The organism is Isoptericola sp. BMS4, assembly GCF_011634835.1.
Lineage (GTDB): Bacteria > Actinomycetota > Actinomycetes > Actinomycetales > Cellulomonadaceae > Isoptericola.
This window is the reverse complement of record NZ_SIRP01000001.1, coordinates 3175458-3187591: the sequence shown is the minus strand read 5'-3', so window position 1 is coordinate 3187591 and position 12134 is coordinate 3175458. Positions and strand designations below refer to the sequence as shown.

The following is a 12134-nucleotide window of genomic DNA, read 5'->3' as shown; positions in this document are numbered from 1 at the left end:
CCTTGCAGCGTATGGCCGGCCTGCGGCTCTGCCCGTCGCGGGGCCGGAAATCACCCGGCGGGTCGTCCGGCCCGCCGGAGCCGGCTCTTGGTCGCGGCTCGGCGGGTCGAGGGGCACTGGTGGGGGCGCGCCGCCGGCGGAGCATGGAGAGGGGAGGCACCATGACCGACCTCGTACCCCGGCCGGGCCCGGCACCCGCGGTCCCCGCATGGCGGGCCGTCGCCCGCTGCGTGGCCGTCAGCGCGATCCTGCTCGCGCGCGGCAGGGTGCACCTGTCGCGGTCGCACGTGGGCAGGGTGGTGCGCTTCGCGGACGGCACGACGGCGCGGGTGTACCGCGAGACGACCGCGGACGGCGACGTCGCCGAGCCCTGCGTCCTCGTGGTCGCGTTCCGGCTGCGCGGGGTGCGAGGCCCGGCCGGGCACGCGCTCTTCCGTGCGGAGAGCATGCTCAACACCCCGCTGTTCGTCGGCTTCCCGGGATTCGTGTCCAAGCTGTGGCTGGCCGACGACCAGCGCGGCACGTACCGGGGCCTGTACGAGTGGGACGGCGCCGCTCGGGCCGAGGCGTACGCCCGGTCGTTGTGGCGCGTGCTGGCGCTCGTCAGCGTGCGCGGTTCGATCGACTACCGGGTGGTGCCGGGGCTGACGCGTGACGCGGCGCTCGCGGTGCCCGGTGCGCTCGCCGGAGGCCGGCCGCCCGGCGCCGGCGCGTGGTGGGTGGTGGCATGAGCCCCGACGTGCTCGTCGTGGGCGCGGGACCCACCGGGCTCACGACGGCGCTGCAGGCGCACGACCTCGGCGCCGCCGTCCGCGTGGTGGAACGGCGGCCGACGGCGTTCCGCCCGTCACGGGCGATGATCCTGCACCCGCGTACCCTCGAGGCGCTGCGCCGGCTCGGCGCGGCGGACGCGATCCTGGAGCGGGCCGACCACTCCCCGCGGGCACGGGTCCACGTCGGAGGGCGGGTGCTGGACGTCCGCCTGGCGGACGTCGCGTGGCCCAGCACGCCGTACCCGCACCTCACGCTGGTGCGGCAGGCGGACGTGGAGGCCGTCCTGGCCGAGGCGCTGCACGAGCGGGGCGTGCCCGTCGAGCGCGGCGTCGAGCTGCTGACGGCTCGCACCGGCCCGCACCGTGCCCACGCCACGCTGCGTACCGGCGGGTCGACCGAGGAGGTGGCGTGCGCGTTCGTCGCCGGCTGCGACGGGCCGGACAGCACGGTGCGCCGGGCCGCCCGGATCGGCTGGCGCGGCGGCACCTACCGCACGGAGGTGGTGCTCGCCGACGCCGAGCTCGACGGTGACCTCGCACCCGGGATGCTGCACGTCGTCGTCGGCAGGGCCGGTCTGCTGTTCGTGTTCGCCCTGGGGGAGGGCGCCACCTGGCGGGTGCTCGCGACCCGGCCGGCGACCGGCGGCGGGCCGTCCGGGCAGCCCGGCGACGCCGTCCCCGCGGCGCAGGTGGCCGCGCTCCTCGACCGCTCGGGGCTGCGTACGCGGCTCGCGGCGCTGCGCTGGTCGGCACGGGTGCCGCTGCAGCACCGGCTCGCGACCGCGTTCCGCCGGGGCCGCCTGTTCCTGGCGGGGGACGCCGCGCACGCGCACTCGCCCGCCGCCGCCCAGGGCATGAACACCGGCATCCTCGACGCCGCGAACCTCGGGTGGAAGCTCGCCGTCGCGGCGCGCGGCGGCGGGGGAGAGACGCTGCTGGCCTCCTACGAGGCCGAGCGCCGCCCCGTCGCGCGGCGCGTGCTCGCCCTGACCCACGTCGTCTTCGCGGCCGAGGCGTCCACGGGGCCGCTGCCCGCGCTGCTGCGCGCCCGCGTGCTGCCGGTGGCCGCACCGGCGGTCCCGGCGCTCGCGGGCGAGCCGCACCTCATGGCCACCGTCGTGCGCCTGCTGTCCCAGGACTGGGCCACGTACCGGCGCAGCCCGTTGTCCGCCGGCGCCGCCGGGCGGCGGCCGCGCCCCGGCGACCGGCTCCCCGACCGGGACGTCACCTGCCGCGGCCGCACCCGGCGCCTGCACGACCTGACCAGCGTGCCGGGCTTCCACGTGCTGCTCGATCGCGACGCGCCCCCCGGCGCCGGGGCGGGTCTCGGGCCCCTCGTGCGCACGCACCGCCTCACCAGCAGCCCTGGTCGCGGCGTCGTCGTGGTGCGGCCCGACGGCCACGTGGGCCTGTCGGCCCGGGAGGTCGACCCCGACGACGTCGCCGCGTGGCTGGCCCGGGCGGGTGCTACGCGTGCCGGGGTGCCGGCCGCGGCACGGACCCCGGGTCCGCGCCGCCGAGGTCCAGCCGGAACGGCGGGTAGTCGTCCGTCATGAGGGCGGCGTAGGCGACCACCCGCAGCGCCCAGCGCTGCAGGCCGACGACGAGGTCGAACACCCCACCCGGGTAGGTGCCGCGGAAGAGCAGCACGACCGCGGCGACGAGCACGAGCACCCCGACGAGCCCGAGGACCGGCGGCCACGACCCGGCCGTCTCGCCGGCGGCCGTCGACTCCGCGGGCGGCGTCCCGGAACCGGTGCCGAGGACCAGCGCGAGGACCAGGTAGTGCGGGATGGCCAGGAGCCACCACTTGACCAGCACGAGGCCGCGCGACAGATGCTCCGGCGGGCGCACGTCGAGGTGCGTCGGGTAGTCCGCCACGTCGTCGAGGGTGAACGGTGGGTAGCGGTCGGTGCCCAGCGCCCCGTAGGAGTAGTAGGAGACGCGCCAGCCCCAGCGCAGCACGCCGACGTTGAAGTCGAAGATGCCCCGCGGGTAGCGGCCCGTGAACAGGATCGCGAAGAACGCGACGACGGTGAGCACGACGAACGCGACCCACAGCGCGATCAGGATGATCACGTGCGGGACGACCAGCACCCACTTGACCAGCCAGAGCCACCGGGAGAGGCCCGTGGGCGGGTCGGCGTCCAGGCGCAGCGGGTAGGGGGCGGGAGGCTGGGCCAGGGTTGTCATGGCGTCCTCATCTCCTTCCGGTCACGAGGCGTACGAGCGCCACGACGATGCCGATCACGCTGCCGACCACGGCGACGACGAGGAGCACGCGGACCAGGAGCGCCCAGTCGAACGTCTGGCCCGGGAACGTGAAGGGGAACGTGCGCCACACAGCGACGACCGCCACGAGTCCCACCGCGGTGGTGACGACGTCGCCGAGGGCCCGCAGCCGCGGCGGGTCGGCCAGCAGGTACACGAGGTTGGCCACGAGGCCCACGACGATCGCCGCGTCGACGGCGGGCAGCACGTCCCGCGTGTCCGGGGTGAGGAACGGAGCGGCCTGCCACCCGGGCCACCCGTGGATCACGACGAGGGCGGCGACGTCGAGCAGCACGGCGGCGACGTAGCCGCCGCGGCGGGTGGCGCGACCCGTGGCCTGATCGGTCATGCCGACTCCTTCGCCGCCGACTCTCGACGCCTCCAGCGTAGGTCGGCACCCCGGCGGCGAACGGGTGAATCCGCGTGCGGAGCGGGCGGTAATGCCTCGGTAACGGCCCCTGCCTAGCGTCCCGGGTGCCCCCGACAACCCTGAGGAGCACCCGATGCACCATCCCCGTTCGCACCGCCGCCGGCGGCGCGCGGCGCAGGCCCTCGCGGCCGTCGCCGCCGCCGCGCTGCTGACCGGCCCGGCGCTCGCCGGCACGGCCACGGCCGCCCCGCCGAGCGCCGCCGGCAAGACCGCAGAGAAGATCGACCCCGCGCTGGAGCAGGCGGTGGAGGACGGCGGCGAGGCGACGTTCTTCGTCGTCCTGAAGGGCAGGGCCGACCTGGCGAAGGCCCGCGGCGCGCGCAGCAAGAACGCGAGGGCGACGGCGACGTACGGTGCGCTGCGCTCCGCGGCGAACCGGAGCCAGCGGTCCGTCACCGCGTACCTCGACGAGCACAAGATCGGCCACGAGGACTTCTGGATCGCGAACGCGGTGCTCGTCACGGGCGACGAGGAGCTCGTCGACACGCTCGCGCAGCGCAAGGACGTGGCCGAGCTCGTGCCGGAGCGCCACTACGCGATCTCCACCGCCGACGAGAGTGCCGCTGCCACCACCGCGGACGAGGCCGGCACGACGTCGACGCCGGAGTGGGGGATCACCGACGTGAGGGCCGACCAGGTGTGGTCGGACTACGACGACCGCGGCGAGGGCATCGTCGTCGCCAACATCGACTCGGGCGTGCAGTTCGACCACCCGGCGCTCGTGGGGTCGTACCGCGGCAACCACGGCGACGGGACGTTCACCCACGACTACAGCTGGTTCAACCCGACGGGCGAGTGCGCCGACGCGACCGTGCCGTGCGACAACAACGGCCACGGCACCCACACGATGGGGACGATGGTCGGCGCCGACGGCATCGGCATGGCACCGGGCGCGACGTGGGTCGCGGCGAAGGGGTGCGAGTCCCGCTCCTGCTCCGACTCGTCGCTGCTCGCGGCCGGCCAGTGGGTTCTCGCGCCGACGGACTCCGACGGGCGGAACCCGCGACCCGAGCTGGCGCCCGACATCGTGAACAACTCCTGGGGCGGCGGCAACACCACCTTCTACCAGGACACCGTCGAGGCGTGGACCGCGGCCGGGATGTTCGTGACGTTCTCGGCCGGCAACTCCGGTGACGGCGTCAGGTGCTCGACGGCGGAGGCGCCCGGGGCGCAGGCCCCCACCTACGCGGTGGGCGCGTACGACGTGCACGGGCAGATCGCGGACTTCTCCGGGTTCGGCCCGTCGCTCGTCGACGGGTCGGCGGTGCCCTCGATCGCGGCCCCGGGCGTCGACGTCCGGTCGACGTGGCCGGGGTCGTCGTACAACACGATCTCGGGGACGTCGATGGCGGCGCCCCACGTCGCAGGCGCGGCGGCGCTGCTGTGGGCGGCCGCTCCCGCGCTCGTCGGCGACGTCGAGGGCACCCGCGCGGCGCTCGGCGCCGGCGCGGTCGACGTCGACGACACGCACTGCGGCGGCACCGCCGACGCGAACAACGTCTGGGGCGAGGGCAAGCTGGACGCCCTCGCCGCGATCGACGGCGCGCCACACACGGCCGCCGCCGTGACGGGGACCGTCACCGACGCCACCACCGGCGCCCCTCTCGCGGACGTCGACGTCGACGTGACCGACGGCCAGGACACCCGCTCGGTGTCGACCGGGTCGGACGGCAGCTACCGGATCCACCTGCTGCCCGGCACCTACGACATCACGCTCAGCGGCTACGGGTACGCGCCCCGGACGTTCGCCGGGGTCGAGCTCGCCGACGGCGCGAACCTGGTCCGGGACGTGGCCCTGGCCGCCGTCCCCGCCCACGCGGTCTCCGGGACGGCGCTCGACGTCACGGGCGAGCCGCTCGCCGGCGTCACCGTCGCGGTCGCCGGCACCCCGGTGCCCGCCGTCACCACGGACGCCGACGGTGCCTACACCCTGCCCCAGGTCGCCGAGGGCGACTGGACGCTGACGGCGACGCCGGCCGCCCCGGTGCTGTGCAACGGCAAGTACGCCGGGGTCCTCACCGTGGACGGCGACGAGACGGCGACACTCGACCTGCCCGCCCGCACGGACCGCTCCGGCCACCGCTGCACACCGGTGGCGTACGACTGGGTCGACGGCAAGGGCAAGGGCAAGGGCTCCGGCACCGTCGCGCTCAGCGGCGACGAGGACGCGGCGACCGTCGCGCTCCCGTTCGGCGTGGAGCACTACGGCGTGACCTACGACGAGGTCTCGGTGACCACGAACGGGCTGCTGAACTTCCTCGCGCCCCGGGTCGGCGACTACACGAACCAGGCGCTGCCGTCCGAGACGCAGCCCAACGGCATCGTCGCCGCGTACTGGGACGACCTGGCGCTCGACAAGAGGTCGCGGGTGACCACGGCTACCGTCGGCACGGCCGGCGACCGGCGGTTCGCCGTCGTGTGGAGCGACGTGCTCCTCGCGGACGGGTCCGGCGACCGGGCCACGTTCGAGGCGGTGTTCGACGAGGCCGACGGCGCCGTCACGCTGCAGTACCTCGACGTGCCCGGCGGCGCGGGCGCCACGGTCGGCATCGAGAACCAGGCCGGCACCGACGCTCTCCAGTACTCCTTCGACCAGCCGGTGCTGACCGCCGGCTCGGCGATCCGCTTCGCACAGGGAGACCAGTGATGAACCACCGGACCACGCGGCGCCCCGCGCGCCTCGCCGCCACGATGGCCGCCGCCGGCCTCGTGCTGGCGGCCGCGCCCCAGGCGCTCGCCGCCGATGCCGGCGACGGCGCCATGACCCTGACCAGCACGCAGGCCGACGACCTCGCCGACCGGGTGAACGTCGACGTCTACGGCGACGACGCCCCCGAGGAGGCCGTCGAGCGGGACGACGCCGGGGACGAGAGCTCCGCCGAGGAGCCGGTCGACCCCGACACCCCTGTCACCTTCACCGAGGAGTCCGTCCTCGAGGGCGTGCAGGGCATGGGCGTCACGGCCGCCGCCGGGGACGACGGCGACTACTTCACGCTGCACAGCCTCGGCAACGTGCAGCGGCACGCCGCCGACGGCGCCACCTCGTGGACGCGCACCGTCGACTCGCTGTACGACGAGTGGGGTGTGCGCAGCTGGCGGCCGTGGGAGACGGAGCTGTACCGCCCCCACCTCGTGCTCGGGTACAACGCGGTGAGCCCGTTCGCGCCGCAGTCGGACCAGGGCTACGACACCGGTGACCTGTCCGGCGACGGCGTGGAGGACCTCGTCTTCTCCACGAACGTCGGCACGGCGCCCCCCGGCTGGTCGGCGAAGGTCGGCACGTACGTCACCGTCCTGGACGGGGCCACCGGCGCCACCCTGTGGTCCAAGCTCTACGACCACGCCGCCCAGCTCGCCGTCGTCGACGGCACGCTGCTGCTCGCCGACTCGCCGTCCCTCAACGGCCGCGGCGAAGGCGGGACCGCCACCCTCACGGGGATGCGGTTCGTGGCCGGCGACGGGGCGCTGACGCCGGCGGAGACGTGGACCTACGACACGGAGACGACCGACCCGGCGACCTGGGCCGCGATCGAGGATCTCGGCGACGGCAGCGTCGCGGCGGTGTGGGACCTGCGCAAGACCGACACGAACGCCGCCCGCGGCCGCACGCTGGTGCTCGACGTCGCCGACGGCACGGTGCGTTGGACCACGGACAGCGACCTGTACGGCCGCCAGCTCCACCTCGACGCGTCCCGCGACCGCCTGGTCGCCCTCGAGCAGGCCGACCAGACGGACGGCGTGCGGTACCAGATCGCGTCGTACGACCTGGACTCCGGCGAGCGCACCACGCTCGACACCCGCGTCAACGCGCTGCCCACCGCGATGACGGTCGGTGAGCTGAAGAAGGGCGGGGGGCCGGAGTACGCCGTCAGCGAGTCCACGCTGGACCCGAACCTGTTCGTGAACGCGTCCACCGTCCGCGTGCTCGACGGCGACCGGCCGGGCGTGGCGCTGTGGTCGCGCACCACCAAGCGGGACACCGCCAACGGCCACGACGGCCCCAGCAGCTGGGAGCTCACCGTCGTCGACGGGTCGCTCGTCGTCTCGTCCCAGGACGACGCGGACATGACGCGGGCGGCGAACGTGGGCGGGCTCCAGTACGGTTCGCTGACCGTCCTCACCGGCAGCGGCAAGGTGCGCTGGCAGCACGACGGGGCGTCGGCGTCGCCGATGGCCCACGAGGTCGTCGACACGGGGCACGGGGTGGTGGTGCGGACGATCGACCTGCAGCAGAACGTCCGTACCGACAACCTCGGCAACGGCAAGCAGGCCGGCCTGACCCCGCTGCGTGGTGACGTGTCGTCCGCGCAGTCCGTGGACGTGGACGGCGACGGGCTGGACGACGTCGTCGCCGGCGGCACGTCGCGTGGTGTCTGGGCCTGGTCCGGCACCTCCCTGACGAGCGGTGAGCCGCGGCAGCTCTGGCAGGCCACGGTGGCCGGCCAGGTGCACGGCATCGAGACCGGCGACGTCGACGGCGACGGCGACACGGAGGTCGTCGTGGCCGCCGACACCGCGACCACGGTCCTCGACGCCGCGACCGGTGAGGTCGTCGCGACGATCGACGGCGCAGGACGGTTCGTCCGATCGGTCACCGTGGCCGACGTGGACGGCGACGGCGCCGACGAGATCCTGGTGCCCACCGATGCGCTGCGGGTCTACCGCGGCGACGGCACCGCGCTGTGGACCTACGCGGCCCCGCAGGGCGCCGGAGACGTCGTCTTCTCGGACACCGTCGTGGCCGACGGCCGGGTGCACACCCAGTACGGCAGCGTGGACGGGCTGAACCGGGACGACGCCACCCAGCAGGCGGTCGCGCTCGACGGGCAGGGCGCGGAGCTGTGGGCGGCGACGCCCGACGCACCGGAGATCGCGGACGGCAGCCGGATGCACGGCGCGCTGCTCGACCACGCGGTCTTCGCCTCGCCGGAGATCCCGTACGCCGACGGGCACGCCGTCGTGCACACCTGGCTCATCCAGAGCACGGTGCCCGGGTTTCCCGACACGGCGGTCACGCCGCACGTGGTGACCGAGATCCGCGACGGTCGCACGGGAGAGCTGCTGCACCGGACCGTTGGCGGCAGCCCCTGGTCGCACGGGAACTACTTCACGAACGCGGGCGTCCTCTACCAGCTGAGCTTCGGCACGTTCCACGGCTTCGCCGCGGACGGCGTCGAGACCTACAGCTCGGTGACCGCCCCGCTGCGTTCGGTCGACGTCGGGACGGGCCCCGGCGGGCGGGCGCTGCTGCTCGGCGGTGTCGAGGGCGGCGTCGGCGCCTGGGACCCTGCGGTGCTGACCACCAGCTGGTCGTTCCAGAGCGGCGTGGGCAGCGCCCAGCAGTACGGCGGCCGGAACTACCTCGCCGCGGACCTGGACGGCGACGGCGTCGACGAGATGGTCTCGCTGAACTTCGACGACTTCGGCGTCAACCGCACCGCCGAGCTGGTCGGCGGCGGGGTCTTCGGCCTGGACAACGGCATCCACCGGATGGTCACGTACTCCCTGTCCTGACCACCGCCCGCCGCGTCGCCGAGCATGCGCTGCCTCCGGGGTCGACCACCTCGGTCCCGGAGGCAGCGCATGCTCGGCGCGTCAGGAGCGCATGTTCGATTCGTCTAGGCTGGCGCCCTCATGGACGACCGGCACGACTCACGGGCGCCGCTGCTGCGCCTGTACCTCCTGGACGGGTTCCGCGCCGTCCGGGACGGCGGTCCCACGCCCCCGGAGCGCTGGTCGCGGCCGAGCGCGCGGGCGGTGGTCAAGCTGCTGGCGGTCACGCCCGGGCACCGGCTGCACCGTGAGCAGGTGATGGACACCTGCTGGCCGGAGGCCGACCCGCAGGCCGCGCAGGGCAGCCTGCGGGTCGCGCTGCACGCGGCGCGGCGGGCGCTGGAACCCGAGCTGGCGCCGCGGGCCGCGTCGTCGTACCTGGTGGCGGACGGGTCGATGCTCGCGCTCGACCCGGGGACCGTCTGGATCGACGTCGACCACGCCGAGGAGGCCGCACGCGCGGCCCTCGCCGGTGACGGCGCCGCCGAGCTGGACGCGGCGTGCGCGCTGTTCACCGGCCCCCTCCTCCCGGAGGACCGGTACGAGCCGTGGACCGAGACGCGGCGCACCGGCGTCGAGACGCTGCGCGACCGGCTGCGGCGACGGCTGGCAGCGGTGCGGCTGGCCGAGGGAGCGACCCGGGACGCAGTGGCGCTGGCCGAGCAGATCCTGTCCGACAGCCCCGCCGACGAGACCGCCCACCGGATCCTGATCGAGGCTGCCCTGCGCCAGGGGCTGCGACGGCGGGCGATCACCCTGTACCACCGGTGCCGCCGCGCCGTGGAAAGCGAGCTGGGCGTGCGGCCCGGCCCGGAGATCGAGCGGCTGCACGCCGCGGCGCTGGCCGAGGCGCCGGCGCGGGTTCCCGCGGCGCCCGACCTGCCCGCCCCGGCGCGGGCCGCGGCGGCGGCACCGCTGCACGGCCGCGACGACGTGCTCGCGCGGCTGCTCGACCCGGGAGCGCCCCCGGTCGTGCTGCTCACCGGCGAGGCGGGGGTCGGCAAGACCCGGCTGGCGGCCGAGGTCGCGGCCCGGATGTCGTCGTCCGGCACCGCCGTCCTGTGGGGCGCGGGCTCGGACACCGGCGCTCCGTACGGGATGCTCGCGGAGGCGCTGGACCGGTGGTTCGCGGGGGCCTCCGCGGACGAGCGCGCTGACGTCGGGGCGGAGTACCCGGAGCTCGCCGCCCTGCTGCCCTCGCTCGGCCAGGTGCGCGAGGAGGGGGAGCACACCCCCGAGGAGGAGCGCGACCGCCTGTTCCGCGCCGGAGCCCTCGTGCTCGGGGCGCTCGCGGCCCGGCAGCCGGTGCTGCTCGTCCTGGACGACCTGCACGCCGCGGACGCCGACACCTTCCGGCTGGTCGGGCACCTCGCTCGGCACGCTGTCGACCGTGGCGCGGACCTGCGCCTCCTCGCCACCTACCGTGCGGAGGAGGTGCCCGACGACGACCCGCGCCGTGGCGTCCTCGCCTCGTTGACGCGCCAGGGGCTGTGCCGCGACGAACCGCTCGACGGCCTGGACCGGGAGGCGTGCCTGGCGATGGTGCGGGCGGCCGTGCCCGCCCCCGCGGGTCGCTCGGACTCCCTGCGGCACGCGTGGGAGCTCTCCCGCGGCAACCCGCTGTTCGCGCTCGAGCTCGCCCACGACCTCGTCGACGGGGCGCCACGTGACGTGGCCCCGGGCGGGGTCCGGCAGGCCGTGGCCGTCCGGCTCACCCGGCTCGACCCCGACGCCCGACGGGTCGTCGAGGCGTTGTCCGTCGTGGGCGGGGAGGCGGCGACGGCGGAGCTGCTCGACGTCGCGCGGGAGGCGTTCGATCCGCCGGTCGCCGGCGCCGCCGCGACGAACGCCGTCGAGCGCGCCATTGCCGCATCCCTGGTGGAGGAGCGGTCGGTGGTCGTCGCGGGCCGCGACGAGCCCGGCCTGGCGTTCCGGCACCCGGTGGTGCGCACGACCTGCTACGAGCAGCTGAGCGCCGTCCGCCGCCGCCAGCTGCACGCCGTCGTCGCCGAGACGGTGCTCCGGCGGCGCCCCGACGCCGTCGACGCGCTCGCCTCCCACCTCACCCGCGCCGACGACCCCCGGGCCGCCGACTTCCTGCGCCGGGCCGCCGAGCGTGCCGCCGCCGTGTACGCCAACGACGCCGCCGACCGGTACTACCGCGACCTGGTGGACCGGCTCGACGTCGACGCCGCCCGCGCCCGCGTCGCGCACGGGCAGGTGCTGCACCGGATGGGCCGGTACGCCGAGGCGGTCGCCACGCTGCAGGTCGCGCTCGGGGAGCTCGACCGGCGCGGCGAGCGCGTCGAGGGCGTGCTGGTGGCGGCGCGCCTGGCCGAGAGCCTGCTGCGTGCGGGGGAACCCGAGTCCGCCGCCGAGGCCCTGCGCGCCCACCCGGCGTCGGCGGGGACGACGCCCGAGGCGACGGCGAGCCACGACCTCGCCTGGGCGGGCGTGCTCCGGACGCGCGGGCGCTACGACGAGGGGTGCGCCGCCGCCCGGCGGGCGCTCGTCGCGGCCCGCGAGGTCCCGGGCACCGCCGGGCACGGGCTCGTGGCCCGCGCTCACGCCACCCTGGCGAGCAACCTCGGCCTGGCCGGACGGCTCGAGGACGCTCGGGCCGCGGGTGACCGGGCGCTCGCGCCGGCGGAGGCCTACGGCGACCCGAACCTGCTCGGGGCCGTGCTGTCCATGCTGCGCGAGAACGCGCGACGGGGCGACCGGCCGGCGGACGCCGTGGCGTACGGGGAGCGAGCCCTCGACCTCGTGCTGCGCTCCGGTGACCAGACGTCCGCCGCGTTCGAGCGGGCGAACCTGGCCGAGCTCTTCCTGCTGCGCGACGACGTCGAGCGCGCGCGCACGCTCGCGGAAGCGGCGGTCTCCGCCGCCGAGTGGGAGAACACCTGGTGCCTTCCGTACGCGCTCGCGGCGCTCGCCCAGGTGCGTGCCCGCACCGGTGAGCGGGACGACGCCGCCGTGCTGCTCGCGCGCGCCGAGACGTCCGCCGCGGCGGCGGACGACGACCAGGCGCGGCAGGTCGTCCACGTCGCGCGCGCCGAGCTGCGGCTCGGTGTCCCCGAGTCCGGATGACGGGCCGCCGGCCGGGA

Annotated in this window: 7 protein-coding genes; 5 read left to right on the top strand and 2 right to left on the bottom strand. The window is 75.7% G+C overall.

Features of this window, described 5'->3' with window-relative positions; genetic code table 11:
- The first annotated feature begins 161 nt into the window (after positions 1-161).
- Together EYB28_RS14440 and EYB28_RS14435 are read left to right on the top strand one after the other, a co-directional pair.
- Positions 162-731: a YdhR family protein gene (locus tag EYB28_RS14440; protein WP_166849199.1), complete on the top strand. Its 570-nt coding sequence runs from the start codon at positions 162-164 to the stop codon at positions 729-731.
- Positions 728-2329 (top strand): FAD-dependent monooxygenase, encoded by a 1602-nt coding sequence (locus EYB28_RS14435; protein WP_166849197.1) that lies wholly within the window; start codon positions 728-730, stop codon positions 2327-2329. The genes EYB28_RS14440 and EYB28_RS14435 overlap by 4 nt, the downstream gene beginning before the upstream one ends.
- Here the strand turns inward: EYB28_RS14435 and EYB28_RS14430 are convergent.
- Positions 2241-2966: a DUF4389 domain-containing protein gene (locus tag EYB28_RS14430; protein WP_166849195.1), complete on the bottom strand. Its 726-nt coding sequence runs from the start codon at positions 2964-2966 to the stop codon at positions 2241-2243. The genes EYB28_RS14435 and EYB28_RS14430 overlap by 89 nt on opposite strands.
- Positions 2967-2973: 7 nt before the next feature.
- Positions 2974-3393 carry a hypothetical protein gene (locus tag EYB28_RS14425; protein WP_166849193.1) on the bottom strand — a complete coding sequence of 140 codons (420 nt, stop codon included), beginning with the start codon at positions 3391-3393 and terminating at the stop codon, positions 2974-2976.
- 154 nt (positions 3394-3547) lie between these two features.
- Here EYB28_RS14425 and EYB28_RS14420 point away from each other — a divergent pair, with 154 nt between their 5' ends.
- The 3 genes from EYB28_RS14420 (at position 3548) to EYB28_RS20505 (ending at position 12117) form a co-directional block, all read left to right on the top strand.
- The gene (locus EYB28_RS14420; RefSeq protein WP_166849191.1) at positions 3548-6121 is read left to right on the top strand and encodes a S8 family serine peptidase; all 2574 of its coding nucleotides are present in this window, start codon (positions 3548-3550) and stop codon (positions 6119-6121) included.
- A complete protein-coding gene (locus tag EYB28_RS14415; RefSeq protein ID WP_166849189.1) occupies positions 6121-8988 on the top strand; it encodes an FG-GAP-like repeat-containing protein in 2868 nt (955 codons plus the stop codon). Before EYB28_RS14420 ends, EYB28_RS14415 begins: the two co-directional genes overlap by 1 nt.
- Positions 8989-9108: 120 nt before the next feature.
- A complete protein-coding gene (locus tag EYB28_RS20505; protein ID WP_166849187.1) occupies positions 9109-12117 on the top strand; it encodes an AAA family ATPase in 3009 nt (1002 codons plus the stop codon).
- Positions 12118-12134: the final 17 nt, after the last annotated feature.

Coding starts and splice junctions, on each gene's coding strand:
- EYB28_RS14440 (WP_166849199.1), top strand. CDS start 162: ATGACCGACCTCGTACCCCGGCCGGGCCCGGCACCCGCGGTCCCCGCA.
- EYB28_RS14435 (WP_166849197.1), top strand. CDS start 728: ATGAGCCCCGACGTGCTCGTCGTGGGCGCGGGACCCACCGGGCTCACG.
- EYB28_RS14430 (WP_166849195.1), bottom strand. CDS start 2,966: ATGACAACCCTGGCCCAGCCTCCCGCCCCCTACCCGCTGCGCCTGGAC.
- EYB28_RS14425 (WP_166849193.1), bottom strand. CDS start 3,393: ATGACCGATCAGGCCACGGGTCGCGCCACCCGCCGCGGCGGCTACGTC.
- EYB28_RS14420 (WP_166849191.1), top strand. CDS start 3,548: ATGCACCATCCCCGTTCGCACCGCCGCCGGCGGCGCGCGGCGCAGGCC.
- EYB28_RS14415 (WP_166849189.1), top strand. CDS start 6,121: ATGAACCACCGGACCACGCGGCGCCCCGCGCGCCTCGCCGCCACGATG.
- EYB28_RS20505 (WP_166849187.1), top strand. CDS start 9,109: ATGGACGACCGGCACGACTCACGGGCGCCGCTGCTGCGCCTGTACCTC.